15 protein-coding genes are annotated in these 15671 nt (G+C 69.5%); 8 read left to right on the top strand and 7 right to left on the bottom strand.

Annotated features, from left to right (window positions below):
- The first annotated feature begins 1 nt into the window (after nucleotide 1).
- The 4 genes from flhF to C9F13_RS10765 all read left to right on the top strand — a co-directional run bounded on the left by flhF (nucleotide 2) and on the right by C9F13_RS10765 (nucleotide 3940).
- The gene (gene flhF, locus C9F13_RS10780; protein ID WP_108446265.1) at nucleotides 2-2263 is read left to right on the top strand and encodes a flagellar biosynthesis GTPase FlhF; all 2262 of its coding nucleotides are present in this window, start codon (nucleotides 2-4) and stop codon (nucleotides 2261-2263) included.
- A complete protein-coding gene (locus tag C9F13_RS10775; protein WP_108446264.1) occupies nucleotides 2260-2757 on the top strand; it encodes a hypothetical protein in 498 nt (165 codons plus the stop codon). The genes flhF and C9F13_RS10775 overlap by 4 nt, the downstream gene beginning before the upstream one ends.
- Nucleotides 2754-3173, top strand: a complete 420-nt coding sequence (locus tag C9F13_RS10770; protein ID WP_108446263.1) for a flagellar protein FlhE — start codon at nucleotides 2754-2756, stop codon at nucleotides 3171-3173. The genes C9F13_RS10775 and C9F13_RS10770 overlap by 4 nt, the downstream gene beginning before the upstream one ends.
- Nucleotides 3174-3235: 62 nt before the next feature.
- A complete protein-coding gene (locus C9F13_RS10765) occupies nucleotides 3236-3940 on the top strand; it encodes an RNA polymerase sigma factor FliA (protein ID WP_108446262.1) in 705 nt (234 codons plus the stop codon).
- A 44-nt stretch (nucleotides 3941-3984) separates the two neighbouring features.
- Here the strand turns inward: C9F13_RS10765 and C9F13_RS10760 are convergent, their stop codons facing one another.
- Nucleotides 3985-5184: an EAL and HDOD domain-containing protein gene (locus C9F13_RS10760; protein WP_108446261.1), complete on the bottom strand. Its 1200-nt coding sequence runs from the start codon at nucleotides 5182-5184 to the stop codon at nucleotides 3985-3987.
- A 191-nt stretch (nucleotides 5185-5375) separates the two neighbouring features.
- Between C9F13_RS10760 and C9F13_RS10755 the strand changes: the two genes are divergently transcribed.
- The 3 genes from C9F13_RS10755 to C9F13_RS10745 are packed head-to-tail and all read left to right on the top strand — an operon-like array spanning nucleotide 5376 to nucleotide 7770.
- Nucleotides 5376-6227, top strand: coding sequence for a motility protein A (locus C9F13_RS10755; protein WP_108446260.1), 852 nt, complete (start codon nucleotides 5376-5378; stop codon nucleotides 6225-6227).
- On the top strand, nucleotides 6220-6906 hold the full coding sequence (locus C9F13_RS10750; protein WP_108446259.1) for an OmpA/MotB family protein: 687 nt from the start codon (nucleotides 6220-6222) through the stop codon (nucleotides 6904-6906). The genes C9F13_RS10755 and C9F13_RS10750 overlap by 8 nt, the downstream gene beginning before the upstream one ends.
- A 45-nt stretch (nucleotides 6907-6951) precedes the next feature.
- Nucleotides 6952-7770 carry an EAL domain-containing protein gene (locus C9F13_RS10745; RefSeq protein WP_108446258.1) on the top strand — a complete coding sequence of 273 codons (819 nt, stop codon included), beginning with the start codon at nucleotides 6952-6954 and terminating at the stop codon, nucleotides 7768-7770.
- An 86-nt stretch (nucleotides 7771-7856) separates the two neighbouring features.
- On the opposite strand, the gene purU is transcribed toward C9F13_RS10745, so the two are convergent.
- From purU to glyA, 6 genes are read right to left on the bottom strand one after another with little or no spacing between them, the layout of a single operon-like run.
- Entirely contained in the window at nucleotides 7857-8723 is an 867-nt protein-coding gene (purU, locus tag C9F13_RS10740) for a formyltetrahydrofolate deformylase (protein ID WP_108446257.1), read from the bottom strand.
- A 45-nt stretch (nucleotides 8724-8768) separates the two neighbouring features.
- A complete protein-coding gene (locus C9F13_RS10735) occupies nucleotides 8769-9404 on the bottom strand; it encodes a sarcosine oxidase subunit gamma (RefSeq protein ID WP_108446256.1) in 636 nt (211 codons plus the stop codon).
- Nucleotides 9397-12447, bottom strand: coding sequence for a sarcosine oxidase subunit alpha family protein (locus C9F13_RS10730; protein WP_108446255.1), 3051 nt, complete (start codon nucleotides 12445-12447; stop codon nucleotides 9397-9399). The genes C9F13_RS10735 and C9F13_RS10730 overlap by 8 nt, the downstream gene beginning before the upstream one ends.
- The gene (locus tag C9F13_RS10725; protein ID WP_108446254.1) at nucleotides 12444-12836 is read right to left on the bottom strand and encodes a sarcosine oxidase subunit delta; all 393 of its coding nucleotides are present in this window, start codon (nucleotides 12834-12836) and stop codon (nucleotides 12444-12446) included. The genes C9F13_RS10730 and C9F13_RS10725 overlap by 4 nt, the downstream gene beginning before the upstream one ends.
- A 22-nt stretch (nucleotides 12837-12858) precedes the next feature.
- Nucleotides 12859-14109, bottom strand: a complete 1251-nt coding sequence (locus tag C9F13_RS10720; RefSeq protein ID WP_108446253.1) for a sarcosine oxidase subunit beta family protein — start codon at nucleotides 14107-14109, stop codon at nucleotides 12859-12861.
- A 49-nt stretch (nucleotides 14110-14158) separates the two neighbouring features.
- Complete coding sequence (glyA, locus tag C9F13_RS10715) at nucleotides 14159-15457, bottom strand: serine hydroxymethyltransferase (protein ID WP_108446252.1); 1299 nt, start codon at nucleotides 15455-15457, stop codon at nucleotides 14159-14161.
- Here glyA and C9F13_RS17495 point away from each other — a divergent pair.
- On the top strand, nucleotides 15456-15614 hold the full coding sequence (locus C9F13_RS17495; RefSeq protein WP_157955188.1) for a hypothetical protein: 159 nt from the start codon (nucleotides 15456-15458) through the stop codon (nucleotides 15612-15614). The two genes, glyA and C9F13_RS17495, sit on opposite strands and share 2 nt — an antisense overlap.
- Nucleotides 15615-15671: the final 57 nt, after the last annotated feature.

The following is a 15671-nucleotide window of genomic DNA, read 5'->3' as shown; positions in this document are numbered from 1 at the left end:
GATGAGCGTCATTCGCTTCGTGGGCCAGACCAGCCGTGAGGCCATGCGCCAGGTGCGCGAGTCCCTCGGCGACGATGCGCTGATCCTGGCCAACCGTCACACCGAGCAGGGCGTCGAGATCCTGGCCATGGCCGACGACGCCGTGGAGGGGATGACCGCCGCGCCGGCACCGGCCGCCGCGGCCCCGTCGACATCCGAGTCAGCGCCGCGCCGCGAGCCCTCGCCGGCGTCCCCGGTCGAACCGCCGCCCCTGCCGGCTGGCGAGACGGCCGACGGCCAGGCCCTGCAGCGCATGAGCGAGCAGCTGCTGCGCGAGATGCAGGACATGCGCACTCTGCTGGCCCGGGAGCAGGCGCGCCAGGCGCCCGCCCCGGATGGCCGCACGCGGCTCAAGCACCTGCTGCGGGAGGCCGGCTTCGGCGAGGCCCTGGCCGACGACCTGCTCGCCGCCCTGCCCGCCGAGCTCGACGACGCCGAGGGCGGCGCCCGGGACGACGAGCGCCCGCTGGCCTGGCTGCAGCGCCGGCTGGCATCAAGGCTCGCGGTCCTCGAGGAGGAGGAGACCTTCTTCGGGCCGCCCGGGGTCATCGCCCTGGTGGGGCCCACCGGGGTGGGCAAGACCACCACCACGGCCAAGCTGGCGGCGCGCTTCGTGCAGCGCCACGGCGCCGATCGGGTCGCCCTGGTCACCACCGACAGCTTCCGCATCGGCGCCCACGAGCAGCTGCGCATCTACGCCGAGATCCTCGGCATCCCGATGCACGCCCTCGCCCCGGACCAACCGATCGACAGCCTGGCCCCGCGGCTCCGGGGGCGGCGCTGGGTGCTCATCGACACCGTGGGGATGAGCCAGCGCGACCAGCGCGTCATCGAGCAGATCGCCCAGCTGCAGGGCGGGCGCGTCCCGGTGCGGATGGTGCTGGCGCTCAACGCCGCCAGCCAGCCGGAGACCCTGGAGGAGGTGGCGAGCCGCTACCGCCAGGCCGCCCACGCCGCCGGGGCGAGGCTCGACGACTGCCTGCTGACCAAGCAGGACGAGGCCGGCCGCCTGGCACCCGCCCTCGAGACGATCCTGCGCCACGGCCTGCGCCTCGCCTTCATCTCCCACGGCCAGCGCGTTCCCGAGGATCTCGCCCTGGCCGATCCCCGGGCGCTGGCCATCCAGGCGCTCGCCACCCGGTCGCCCCTGCCCCTGGACGAGACCGCGGCGGCCCCGCGGCCCCGGGCGATGGCCGGCGACCTGCTGGGGCAGGGGCGGCGGCTCGCCGCCGCCCTGGGCGGGCTGCGTCGCGGCCTGACGGGATTCCCCGACCTCGAGGCGGCCTGGGACCTGGCCGCCCTGCCCGAGGAGCTGCAGGCCTCGCGCCTGGAGGCGCTGCTCACACAGGCAGGCGAGCGCCAGGCGCGCGTGGCCACGGTGTGGGCGCCGCGACGCTCGATGAAGGGGCGCGACTGGGCGATGCCCGACCTGGGCCTCGATGCCCGGGGCCACTGGCTGGGGCTGGCGGACCTGCACCATCGCCAGCCCGCCGGTCAGGCCAACCGCCTGGCCCGGGCCCGGGAGACCCAGGGCGTGAGGGTACACCTGCTGCCCGGCCTGCCGGACGCCGAGACCTGGCAGTGGCTGAGCGAGGACGGGAGCCTCTGGTCGAGCCAGGTACGCGCCGGCCAGCGGGTCCGCCACGGCGGCGAACGACACGCGCTCGCCGAGCTCGCCGCGCTGGCGAGCCCCGCCACCCGGGTCGACGCCCGCCTGGCCGGCCGGCCCTGTCGCGTCGTGCTGTCACGCCTCGACGTGACGGCCGCGCCGAACCGCGCCAGGGATGCCGACGAGGAGACCGCGCTGGCGGCCTGGTTCGCCGAGCTGCGCGACCCGGAGAGCGGCAAGCCGCAGGGGCGACGCTACTGGCTGACGACCTGTGATCACCCCGAGGATGCCGTGCCGCTGCTGCTGAGCCACCTCCAGGCGGAGGGCATCACCCGGCAGACCAAGCGCACCGAGGAGCGCCTGGCGGCGCTGCTGCCCGCCCAGGCGCGCCCCGAGCTGCGCCTGCTGCTGGCCACCGGCCTCGCCGCCCAGGCGAGCCACCTCGACCACGCCGACGACGAGGCCGGCCGGGACCTGCGCGCGGAGCTGCTGGGCCTGGTGGGCGGCCGCCGCCGGCGCCGCGACGCCGCCCTGCTCGAGGCGCTGCTGAGCCTGTTCAGCGCCCGGGACGCCATGCGCCAGCTCGGCGCCGCCAGCCGGGAGGAACTCGCGTGAACGCCGTCGACCAGGCCGCGGGCCTGCGCCAGTGGGCCGGCACGCAGTGCGCCCCCGAGGCGCCCCGCGCGCATGCCGCCCCCTCCCGTGGCACCCACGCCGGGGCGCCGCCGAGAACCCTGGTGGTGGTCGGCCTGCCGGGCGCCTCCCCCGACCAGGCGCGCCGGGTCGTGACGCTGCTCGAGCACTGGGCGGCCCGGGGGCAGCGCTGGGTGAGCGACCCCGCCCGGTGGCGGGTGGTGCCCCTGGCGGTCACCAGCCCGCATCTGCCGGCGCTGCTGGATCAGCAGTCGCGCTGGGCGCTGTGGGTGGGCAGCGACCCGGAGGCCTTTCGCCGGGCCTTCGCGGTGCTCAGGCGGCTCCACGAGCGACAGGGGCCGCGCCGGCTGCTCGCCGTGCACGCCCCCGAGCTGCCCCGCCAGGGGCTCTTGAACAACCTGCGCCAGGCGGCCTGGGGCTGCCTGGGCATCGACCTGCTGGTGATGGCGCCATGAGGCCGGTCACGCCTTTCATCCCGGGGCGGCGTGGCTGGCCGGCCGTGGCGCTGCTGCTGGCGCTCGCCGCCGGCGAGCTTCAGGCCGCCGGCAGCTGGGTCGCCGAGGCGCCGGGTCTGGCGGTCAGCCTGGCCGGTCGCGAGACGGCGTCCGCCGCCCTGCAGACGGGCGGCACGCCGCCCGAGGACGCGACCATCACCAGCGTCGCCTGGCGCTACCGGACGCCGCCGGGACGCGACCTGAGGGCCCGGCTCTGCCACCCGGCGGGCTGCGTGACGCTGCCCGCCAGGCGCGGTACCACCCGCGCGCTGGCCGGACTCGCGGCCGACGCGCCGCTGGCGTTCCGCTTCTCGCTGCCCCGGGGCGAGCGCCCGGTCCGGGTCGGCGGGCTGCAGGTGATCGTGAACCATCGGTAAAACCGAACCCGGCGGCGCCCCCGCAGCGCGGGGCCGCCGCCGACCAGCTGTGAGGCACGAGGATGTATACCGCACAAGGGAAGATCGATCAGAGCGCGCTGCTGACGGAGTACCTGCCGATGGTGCGCCGCCAGGCGCTCGCCCTGCAGGTTCGGCTGCCCGCCAGCATCGAGCTGGACGACCTGATCCAGGCCGGCACCGTGGGGCTGCTGGAGGCCATGGGGCGCTTCAATGCCGGACAGGGCGCCAGCTTCGCGACCTTCGCCAACCAGCGGATCCGCGGCGCCATGCTCGACGAGCTGCGCAGCCGGGACTGGCTGCCGCGCAGCGTGCGGCGCAGCGCCCGCGCCGTGGACGCGGCCGTGCGCCGGCTGGAGCAGGAGCTGGGGCGCGCCCCCGAGGAGACGGAGATCGCGGCGGCCCTCGAGATGCCCCTGGCCGACTACCGACGCCTGCTCAACGACACCAACAGCGGCCAGCTGCTGCCCTTCGAGGAGCTGATGGCCGAGGGCGGCGAGTCGCGGCTCGAGAGCCGCGCCCAGGAGAGCCCCTTCGCGCAGCTGCTGGATCAGGAGAAGCGCCAGCAGCTGGTCGAGGCCATCGAGGCGCTGCCCGAGCGCGAGAAGCTGCTGATGGCCCTCTACTACCAGGAGGAGCTCAACCTGAAGGAGATCGGCGCGGTGCTCGGCGTCTCGGAGTCCCGGGTCTGCCAGCTGCACAGCCAGGCGGTCAGCCGCCTGCGCGGGCGCCTCGCCGAGACCGGCTGACGCGGCGGCTCGGCCAGGGACAGAGACAGGCCATGATAGAGGCGCTAGAGGCGTCCCATCAGGGCCGCGGTCTTCTCCAGGGCATCGAGGTAGCAGGCCTGCAGCCGCTCGGCCGGGTGGTCGGGCTCGCTCTCCTCGGCGGTTCGCTCATGCTCCTCGCAGAGCGCCAGGATGGCGCCGAGGGGCCCCTCGTGGCACGCGAGGGCGCGCTGGACGGCATCGGAGAGCGGCACCTGGGCCAGCAACGTCGCCTGATCCTCCTCGAGCAGCGCCCCCATCATCGAGAACAGGCCCGTGGTGAAGGCGTCCTCGGGGTCGATGTTGCGGAAGGGCTCGGCCAGGTTCTGGCACATGAAGCCGCGGATCAGCGCCAGGCGCAGGGTGATCCGCGACGAGGGCAGGTCGCTGGCCAGCGACATCGTCATCACCAGCCGGCGCAGCTCGTTGAGGCCGAGCACCTGCATCGCCCGCTTGAGGTCCGACGACGGCTGGCGCTGGCCGAAGTGGCTGGCGTTGGCACGATGCAGGATGGCGACGTGCAGGTGGGGCATCTGCAGCAGCAGGTCGTGGAGGCGCAGCAGGTCGGCGTCCTCGCGGTAGAGCTCGTTGATCAGCCGCAGCTGGGCGGCCCGGTTGCCGTGGCGACCGCGCGGCCGGGAGGCCTGGTAGTGGGGCTGGGAGAGGTAGCGCCCGTTGATGAAGTCGCAGCCGAGCTCGAGGCACTGCTCGAGGCGCTCATGGTCCGGGATGTGCTCCGCCAGCAGCCGATGCCCGCGCGCCTTCAGGGTCCGCAGGCGCTCGAGGTCGAGTGGCTTGGAGGCATCGATCTCGATGAGGTCGGCCACCGCCGAGAGCGCGGCCTCCAGGGGATGGCCGGTCGGGTCGGGCACGGCGATGCGATAGTGGCGCTCGGCGATGCGCTCCAGGCACTCGATCACCGCCGGGGTGATCTCGAGCGTCGCCGGCACGCCGATGATCACCTGCTCGGGCGGCGTCGGCAGCAGTTCCGGGCGCATCAGCCACTCGCCGGGCAGCTCGATGAGCAGGGCCCGGGAGGCCAGCCGCTGCGGCTCGTCCAGCTCGTAGAGCACGGCACTCAGCGCCTTGGCCATGTGGCCGACCGGGTCCTCGTCCCCGTCGCCATGGTGCTGGTAGACGAGCCGATCGGCGACGTGCCGATAGTCGGCGTCGTGGATCGGGTGCAGTGCGATGGTGAAGCGTTCCGTCACGCCCTGGCCTGTCATGCGGTATCACTCCCTGCGACTGATGCCTGCCATACGTATGGTGGATACCCATCGTCAGCAGATTTTATGATGCCAAGAATATCACCCCAGTCCGAGGACTGTCCGTGCCCTGATGCGGCAAGATTAAAGTATCCTGCGCGGCGTCCGATAACCCCTGTATTTCCCCCACCCTCTACGGTCCGGAGCCGTCAATGAACCCCTCGACACTGATCGGCATACTGGCCAGCTGCGTGCTCCTCGCCAGCGTCCTGTTCTTCACCGCCGAGTCCCCGCAGAGCTTCATCAACCTGCCGGGTCTCGCCATCGTCGTGGCCGGCACCCTGGCGGCGACCTTCATCAGCTATCCCCTCAAGGAGGTGCTGCGGGTCGTGCGCCTGGTGGCCATCGTCTTCCGGCGCGAGAACACCTACATCCGCGATGACATCACCGAGCTGGTCGACCTCTCCCGGCTGTGGCTCAAGGGCGACGTGCGCTCGGTGGAGAAGGCACTCGAGCACACCCGCAACCCCTTCCTGCGCACCGGCATCCAGCTGGTGATCGCCAACACCAAGGAGGAGGAGATCTTCGACCTGCTGCGCTGGCGGATCTCCCGCCTCAAGGCGCGCGAACACGCCGAGGCCCAGATCTTTCGCACCATGGCCACCTACGCGCCGGCCTTCGGCATGATCGGCACCCTGGTGGGGCTGGTGAACATGCTGGAGGTGATGGAGGCGGGGGACCTGCACGTGATCGGCCCGCGCATGGCGGTGGCGCTGCTCACGACCTTCTACGGCATCCTGCTGGCCAACCTGGTCTTCAAGCCGATCGCCGTGAAGCTCGAGCGGCGCACCGAAGAGCGGCTGATCGCCATGAACATGGTGCTCGAGGGCATCTCGCTGATCACCAAGCGGCGCCTGCCCTCCTTCATCGAGGAGACCCTGAACTCCTTCGTCGCCAACTACCACGACGAGATCCGCGACCCGCAGAGCCCCGCCGAGCGTCGCGAGAGCGGCGAGAAGGGCCCGGGTGACAAGGACCGGGGCGAGCAGGGCCAGCATGCGTAACCGGGAGATCAGCGAGGCGCTGAGCCCCGCCGGCCAGGGCGAGGGTGACGGCGAGAGCTGGCTGATGAGCTACCTGGACGTGCTGACCCTGCTGATCACCCTGTTCGTGCTGCTGCTCTCGATGGCGGGCAACGGCCAGGCCGAGAGCGGCAGCCAGTTCGCCGGCCCGGCGGTGTCGTCCGCGGCCTACGCCTCCTCGCTGGCGGTGGCCGGCGGCATGGCCCCCCGGTCCGCCGGCCTCAAGCCCCGCCACGAGGGCCTGCAGCCGCGCTTCAAGGGCCTCGAGATGGAGGGGGTCAGCGTCGCCGAGGGCAAGGGTGGCATCACCCTGCGCATCGACAACAACCTGCTGTTCGCCAGCGGCCAGGCGCGCCTCACCCCCCGGGGGGAGCGCGTGCTGCAGGGCATGGTGGAGACGCTCCAGACCTTCGACGGGCGCATCTCGGTCGAGGGACACACCGACAACGTGCCGATCGCCACGCGCCGCTTCCCCTCCAACTGGGAGCTCTCCACCGGCCGCGCGATCTCGGTGCTGCGCCATCTGGTGAAGAGCGGCCTGTCCGAGTCGCGCCTGCGGGCCATCGGCTACGCCGACACCCAGCCCCTGGAGAGCAACGACAGCCGCGAGGGACGCGCCGCCAACCGTCGGGTCGAGCTGCTGCTCACCAGCGACGCCTGAGACACCCGAGATCGCACGGCACCATGCACACCACAAGGACAAGAGATGAGTCACTGCGCACGAGTCGAGGGGCACTGCGGACGCTGCGAGGGGGAGCTCCCCTTCGCCTTCACCATGGCGTTCCAGCCGATCGTCGACATCCGCGAGGCCCGCGTCACCACCTTCGAGGCGCTGGTGCGCGGCCCCCAGGGGGAGTCGGCCTGGAGCGTGCTCTCCCAGGTGACGGGGGACCTGCTCTACCGCTTCGACCAGGCCTGCCGGGTGCGCGCCATCGAGCTGGCCAGCCGCCTGGGCATGCGCCAGAACCTCTCGATCAACTTCCTGCCCAATGCCGTCTACGAGCCCGAGGCATGCATCCAGGCCACCCTCGAGGTGTGCCGGCGCGTGGGCTGGCCCACCGAGCGGCTGGTCTTCGAGTTCACCGAGACGGAGCGCGTCACCGACCGGCGCCACCTGCATCGCATCATCGAGAGCTACCGCTCCATGGGCTTCACCACCGCGCTGGACGACTTCGGCAACGGCTACGCCAACCTGGACCTGCTCACCGACCTCAAGCCCGACCGCCTGAAGGTCGATCGGGAGCTGGTGATGGGCTGTGACCGGGACCCCCGGCGCCAGGCGCTGATCCAGGCGGTGAAGGGGCTGGGCGACGACCTGGGTCTCTTGCTGATCGGCGAGGGGGTCGAGACGCGGGAAGAGGCCCTCTGGCTAGCGCGCCTGGGCATCACCCGCCAGCAGGGTTATTACTTCGCCAGGCCCGCCGTCGAGTCACTGGGCGGGGATCTCGGGCCGCTGCTGCGCGAGCTGCGCGACGAGAGCGAGGGCGTCCGCCAACGCCGCGCCGCGCCAGCAGCGCGGGGTTGATCGTCTCGGGCGAGGCGCCACGTGCCGGACCGCGATCCGGCCGGTGACCCGGAAAAGCCGCCCTCGACGGCATGCCCGATGATCACTCAGCGGTCGAACACCACCGTGCGACCGGCGTGCAGGAAGACGCGGCGCTCCACATGCAGGGCCACCGCTCGGGCAAGGGTCAGACACTCGACGTCGCGCCCCTTGGCCACCAGGTCCTCCGGGTAGTCGGCATGACTCACCGGCGCCACGCCCTGGGTGATGATCGGTCCCTCGTCCAGGTCGTCGTTGATGTAGTGGGCCGTGGCGCCGACCAGCTTGACGCCCTTCTCGTAGGCCTGGTGGTACGGCCGCGCGCCCTTGAAGCCCGGCAGCAGCGAGTGGTGGATATTGATCGCCCGGCCGCTGAGCCGCTCGCACATCTCGCTCGAGAGCACCTGCATGTAGCGCGCCAGGATCACCAGCTCGGCGCCGGTCTGCTCGATCACCACCCAGACCTGCGCCTCCTGCTCCGCCTTGGTCTCGGCGGTGATAGGGAGGTGGTGGTAGGGGATATCGTGCCATTCCGCCAGGGTCGCCAGGTCCGGGTGGTTGGAGACGATGGCGCGGATATCGATGGGCAGCTGGCCGACACGGTAGCGGTAGAGCAGGTCGTTGAGGCAGTGATCGGCCTTGGAGACCATGATCACCACCGGCAGGCGGCGCCCCGGCGGGGTCAGCTCGAAGCTCATCTCGAACTCGGCGGCGCGCTTGGCGAAGCCGGCCTGGAAGGCCTCGGCATCGAAGTCCTCGGCCTCGGGCCGGAACTCCGTGCGGATGAAGAAGCCCCCACTCTGCCGATCGTCGAAGGTGTGCTGCTCGGTGATGTAGCAGCGCTGCTCCTTGAGGAAGCGGGTGACCACGTCCACGCTCCCCAGGCGGCTGGGGCACTGCGCCGCCAGGATCCAGCAACGGTTGTTGTCTTGCATGATTTCTCTCCTGAGCGGGGCCGGCGATAGCCGGCCCCGTCGTGGTCAGCGCTCGACGCCGATGCCGTACTCCTCACCGGCGTCGAGCAGCCAGCGGTAGGTGTAGTCGGCAAAGCTGCGGCGCACCACCAGCTCCCAACGGGACTCGCTGGGCCGACGCAGGATGACCGTGGCCTTGGCGAACACCGTGGTGACCCCCTTGCCCTCCGGGAAATGGCTCGGATGGACGTCGTAGCTCACCGACTTCATCAACAGCTCCCGGGCCGCCTCGCCCTCGAGCTCGACCAGGGTCTGGCCGCCGCTGACGTTGCTGATGGCGAAGTGGGCATCGCCCAGCGCCTTGCGCAGCCGCTGCTCCAGCTCGAACTCCTCGCCACCGGGCACGATGACCAACCACTCGTCCGGGGAGAGCCACTGAATGGAGCGCTGGCCCTCGGCGTCCTGCACCAGTCCCTGGGGCTGGCCGGGCAGCGAGATGTCGAGCGCCTCGCGGACCGCCTCGTCCAGCACGATGGCCCCGCCGCGCAGCACCAGGTGACCGAGGAAGGGCCGCTCGCGCAGCACCACCCGGCTCCTGGCAGTGGGGGCCGGAGCCCCCGAACGACGATAGGAATAGGCCAGCGGCGACTCGACCGGAATCTTGGTCTCGGTACGGGTATCGAACGTTGCGACATTAGACATTTTGACGCTCTCCCTTGGGGTCGAGGAAGATGGTGCTGACGATCTCGGCCTCATGGACCTGGCCGTCGGCCATGGGCAGATAGACGGTCTCGCCCATCTTCTGCTGACCGCCCTTGACCACCGCCAGGGCGAAGCCTGAGTCGAGGGTCGGGCTGTAATAGCTGGAGGTCACGTGCCCGACCATCGGCATGGGGATCGCGTGGTTGGGGTCGAGGACGATCTGCGCGCCTTCTTCCAGTACCACCTTGGTATCCTTGGGCTTGAGGCCCACCAGCTGCTTGCGGTCGGTACGCGAGGTGTCGGGACGCGACAGGGCGCGCTTGCCGATCCACGGAAACGGCTTGTCGTAGCCGATCGCCCACTGCATGCCCAGGTCCTCCGGGGTCACCGAGCCATCGGTGTCCTGGCCGGCGATGATGAAGCCCTTCTCGGCACGCAGCACGTGCATGGTCTCGGTGCCGTACGGCGTCAGGCCGTACTTGTCACCATGGGCGAACAGCGTCTCCCAGACGTGCATGGCATAGTTGGCCTGGACGTTGATCTCATAGGCCAGCTCGCCAGTGAAGGAGATGCGGAACACCCGCGCGGGCACCCCGGCCACCTGGCCTTCGCGCCAGTCCATGAACTTGAAGCTGTCCTTGTCCAGGTCGATGTCGGTGACCTCGGCCATCAGCTTGCGTGCCTCGGGGCCGGTGACGGTCATGGTCGCCCAGTGGTCGGTCACCGAGTTGAAGTACACATCGAGCTCCGGCCACTCGGTCTGGTGCCAGATCTCGAGCCACTCCAGCACCCCGGCCGCGCCACCGGTGGTGGTGGTCATCAGGAAGTGGTTTTCGCCCAGGCAACTGGTGGTCCCGTCATCGAACACCATGCCGTCATCCTTGCACATCAGGCCATAGCGGACACGACCGGGATCCAGCTTGGCCCACTTGTTGGTGTAGACCCGGCCCAGGAACTCGCGGGCATCCGGGCCCTGGATGTCGATCTTGCCCAGCGTCGAGGCATCGAGGATGCCGACCTTCTCGCGCACCGCCAGACACTCCCTGGCCACCGCCTCGTGCATGGTCTCGGTCTTGCCGTTGACCTTGCGCGGGAAATACCAGGGACGCTTCCACTGACCGACGTCCTCGAACTCGGCACCGTGCTCCACGTGCCACTGGTGCATGGCGGTGTAGCGCTCGGGATCGAACAGCTCACGACAGTGACGGCCGACGATGGCACCGAAGGCCACCGGCGTGTAGTTGGGGCGAAACACCGTGGTGCCGACCTCGGGGATCGTCCGGCCCAGGCAACGGGCGGCGATGGCCATGCCGTTGATGTTGCCGAGCTTGCCCTGGTCGGTGCCGAAGCCCATGGCGGTATAGCGCTTGACGTGTTCGATGGACTCGAAGCCTTCGCGAGTGGCCAGCTCGATGCCCGCCGCGGTGACATCGTTCTGCAGGTCGACGAACTGCTTCGGCGCCCGCAGGGTCGGCTTCTCGTGGGGCACCTGATAGAGCGCACAGGCCGCACCATCGCGACGCGCCGCGACCTGGGGCAGCCTGACGTCGGCCGCCTCGAAACCGGCTTCCTGAGCGGCGTTGGCGCCAGCGGTGAGACCATCGGCCAGCACATCGGCGGTGGCATAAACGCCCCGGGCACTCCCGGCGGCGGCGACACCCTTCACCAGATTGGGCACGAAGCCGAGGAGGTCATCACTCCAGGTCGGCCGGGCCCCGGTGTGGGAGGCCAGGTGGATGACCGGGCTGTAGCCGCCGGAACTGGCGATGGTGTCGCAGTCCAGGGTCGTGGCCTCGCCGATCACGCGGAAGCCCTCGGCGTCGATCTTCGCCACCCGGGCACCGCGGACGCGGTTTTCGCCCTTGGCCTCGATCACCGCGCTGCCGGTGATGATCTTGATGCCACGACCACGGGCCTGCTCGACCAGCTCGCCGTCCGGGTTGGCCCGGGCGTCGACGATGGCGACCACGTCGCGACCGCTCTCTGCCCAGTCCAGGGCGGCACGGTAAGCGTGATCGTTGCTGGTAGAAAGCACCAGCTTGTTGCCCGGCACCACGCCATAGCGGCGGATGTAGGTGGAGACCGCGCCGGCGACCAGGTTGCCCGGCACGTCGTTGCCCGCGTAGACCAGCGGCCGCTCATGGGCACCGGTGGCCAGCACGACACGACCGGCGCGTACGCGGTGCATCCGCGCACGCACCTGGCGACGCCCCTCCTTGAGCGGTGCGGTATCAGCCAGATGCTCGGTGCGCCGCTCATGCAGGGTCACGAAGTTGTGATCGTGATAGCCATTGGCGGTGGTTCGCGGCAGCAGGGTGACGTTGTCCATGCCGGACAGCGCCTGGAGCGCCTCGGCCACCCACTGCTCCGCCGGCTGGTCATCGAGCAGCTCGCGGGTATCCAGCAGCGAGCCGCCCATCTCCTCCTGCTCATCGGCCAGGATCACCCGGGCCCCACCTTGTGCGGCAGCCAGCGCCGCGGCGAGGCCCGCCGGGCCCGCACCGATCACCAGCACGTCACAATGCTGGTGCAGGTGGTCGTAGATGTCCGGGTCGTTCTCCATGGGGCTGCGGCCGAGACCGGCACTCTTGCGGATGTACTTTTCGTAGGTCATCCACATGGACGCTGGCGCCATGAAGGTCTTGTAGTAGAACCCCGGCGGCATGAACTGGCCTCCCAGCTTGCCCACCAGGCTCATCATATCGCGCTGGACATTGGGCCAGCCGTTGGTGCTGCGGGCCTCCAGGCCCTCGTACAGGGCCTGCTGAGTGGCCCGTACGTTGGGCACCTGACCCGCCTCTGTCTTGCCCAGCTGGACCACCGCATTGGGCTCCTCGGCGCCAGCGGCGACGATGCCGCGAGGACGCGAGTACTTGAAGCTGCGGTTGACGATATCGACGCCATTGGCGAGCAGTGCCGAGGCCAGGGTATCCCCGGCATGGCCCTGATAGGTCTTGCCGTTGAAGGTAAAGCTCAGCGTGCGGGAACGGTCGATGCGACCGCCCTGCGACAGGCGGTTGGACTGCTGTGCGTTGCGTGTCATACCTTGGCCCCCCTGGAGTCTTTCACCGCGCTGTCGCTGGCGCCCACCGCCTGCTGGCCGCCGTCGGCCACCTGCACGCCCGCCGTCTTCTCGGCGCTCGCCAGGCTCTCGGCAGTGACCGATGGCTGCTCGCCGATCTTGTAGGTCTCGAGGATGTCGTAGGTCACGGTGTTGCGGGTGACGTTGAAGAACTTGCGGCACCCCACGGCATGTACCCACAGCTCGTGATGAATGCCACGCGGGTTATCGCGGAAGAACAGGTAGTCGCCCCACTCCTCGTCGCTGCAGGCGTCCGGGTCCTGGGGACGGGCGATGTGCGCCTGGCCCTTGGGGTGGAATTCCTCTTCCTCGCGGTGTTCGCCGCAGTAGGGGCAATGGATATAGAACATGTCGGCTCTCCTCTGCGGTGGATCAGTGCGCCACGCCGGCGGCACCGTGCTCGTCGACTAGCGCACCGGTGTTGAAGCGGTCGATGGAGAACGGGGCGGCGATCGGATGCATCTCGCCCTTGGCCAGACTGGCGGCGAACACGTGGGCCGAGCCCGGGGTGGCCTTGAAGCCGCCGGTGCCCCAACCGCAGTTGAAGTACAGCCCCTTGACCTTGGTCTTGGACAGGATCGGGCAGGCATCCGGGCAGGTATCGACGATGCCGCCCCACTGACGGTTCATGCGCACCCGGGAGAAGATCGGGAACATCTCGACGATCGCCTGCAGGGTGTGTTCCACGGTGGGATAGCTGCCGCGCTGACCATAGCCGTTGTAGCCGTCGATGCCGGCGCCGATGACCAGGTCGCCCTTGTCCGACTGGCTGATGTAGCCGTGCACGTGATTGGACATCACCACGGTGTCGAGCACCGGCTTGAGCGGCTCGGAGACCAGCGCCTGGAGCGGATGCGATTCCAGCGGCAGCTTGATCCCGGCCATCTTGGCCAGCACCCCGGAGTTGCCGGCGGCCACGCAGCCGACGGTCTTGGCTTCGATGTCACCGCGGTTGGTGTGCACGCCATAGATCTGGCCGTCGCGAATCTTGAAGCCGGTGACCTCGGTCTGCTGCAGGATGTCGACGCCGTGGGCATCGGCCCCGCGGGCGAAGCCCCAGGCCACGGCGTCGTGGCGGGCCACGCCGGCACGCGGCTGCCAGGAGGCCCCCATCACCGGATAGCGGGCATGCTTCGAGCAGTCCATGATCGGCACCAGCTCCTGCACGCCCTTGGCATCCAGCACCTCGCCGTCGATGCCGTTGAGGCGGTTGGCGTTGACCCGACGCTGGATGTCACGCATGTCCTGCAGGGTGTGACCCAGGTTGAGCACGCCGCGCTGGGAGAACATGACGTTGTAGTTGAGGTCCTGGGACAGCCCTTCCCACAGCTTCATGGAATGTTCGTAGAGCGCCGCCGCCTCGTCCCACAGGTAGTTGGAGCGCACGATCGTCGTGTTACGGGCGGTGTTGCCGCCGCCCAGCCAGCCCTTCTCGATCACGGCGACGTTCTTGATGCCGTGCTCCTTGGCCAGGTAGTAGGCCGTGGCCAGGCCATGGCCACCGCCGCCGACGATGATCACGTCGTACTGCTTCTTGGGCACGGGATTGCGCCACTGGCGCTCCCAGTTCTCATGATGGCTCAGCGCGTGCTTGGCCAGCCCGAAGCCTGAATAGCGTTGCATAGGGTCTTCTCCTCGAAGGTCCCCGCCGAGGCGCCGGCGGGGAGCGGGCTCACGCGATGGAGGTTTCGGTCGCCGCGACGGAAGCCGGGGCATAGACCGGGTGGCGCTCGCACAGCTCGGCCACCTTGTCGCGGACCTCGGCCTCGACGGCGTCGGTATTGCCACGTTCGGCCAGCACATCGAGGATGTCGCAGATCCAGCCGGCCAGGTCGCTGCACTCGGTCGCATCGAAGCAGCGAGTGGTCACGGCCGGGGTGCCGATGCGCAGGCCCGAGGTGACGAAGGGGCTCTGGGGATCATTGGGCACGGCATTCTTGTTGACGGTGATGTGCGCACGACCCAGCGCGGCATCGGCATCCTTGCCGGTCACCTCCTGCTTGATCAGCGAGACCAGGAAGAGATGATCGTCGGTGCCGCCGGACACCACATCGAAGCCGCGCTCCCTGAACACCCCGGCCATGGCCTGGGCGTTGTCGATCACCCGCTGCTGATAGGCCACGAATTCCTGACTCATGGCCTCCTTGAAGGCCACGGCCTTGGCGGCGATCACATGCATCAGCGGGCCGCCCTGCTGGCCCGGAAACACCGCACCATTGAGCTTCTTGTAGAGCGCGGCATCGCCATGTGCGGAGAGGATCAGGCCGCCACGCGGGCCGCGCAGGGTCTTGTGGGTGGTGGTGGTGACCACGTGGGCGTGGGGAATCGGGCTCGGGTAGTGGCCCGCGGCGACCAGGCCGGCCACATGGGCCATGTCGACCAGCAGCCAGGCCCCCACCTCGTCGGCGATCGTGCGGAAACGCCGCCAATCCACGACCCGCGAATAGGCCGAGAAGCCGGCGATGATCAGCTTGGGCTGGTGCTCACGAGCGAGGCGCTCGACCTCGTCGTAATCGATCTCGCCGGTCTCCGGGTTGAGGCCGTACTGCACGGCGTTGTAGTGCTTGCCGGAGAAATTGGGCGCGGCGCCATGAGTCAGGTGGCCGCCATGGGCCAGGCTCATGCCCAGCACGGTATCGCCCGGCTGGATCAACGCCATGAAGGCCGCGGCATTGGCCTGGGCCCCGGAGTGCGGCTGGACGTTGGCGTAGTCGGCGCCGAACAGGTCGCAGGCGCGATCGATGGCCAACTGCTCGACCACATCGACATGCTCGCAGCCGCCGTAATACCGCTTGCCCGGATAGCCCTCGGCGTACTTGTTGGTCAGCTGGGTACCCTGGGCCTCCATCACGGCGCGGCTGGCATAGTTCTCGGAGGCGATCAGCTCGACATGAGCCTCCTGGCGCACGACCTCGTCGGCGATGGCAGCGGCGATCTGGGCATCGAAAGTGGCAAGACCAACCTGATTCATGACTGACTCCTTCTTGTTATCGGCGGCGGGCAGGACGTGGATGGAAGCCATCGGCACCTGCCAGCGGGAAAATGGCCATCCTGATGCGCAGATCACTTCTGCGCCGCTTGTCCGGCTTACGTTCCGATTAAAGGCGATGGAGGAGTCCAAAGATTGAATAAATGCGACAGGATTTCTGAACACCGGGACACGTGGAAGGCGGCTGTCAGCGCGA

It is taken from the genome of Halomonas denitrificans (genome assembly GCF_003056305.1).
Lineage (GTDB): Bacteria > Pseudomonadota > Gammaproteobacteria > Pseudomonadales > Halomonadaceae > Halomonas > Halomonas denitrificans.
Note: the sequence above shows the minus strand (reverse complement) of the source record. Positions and strands in the feature narration are given on the sequence as shown.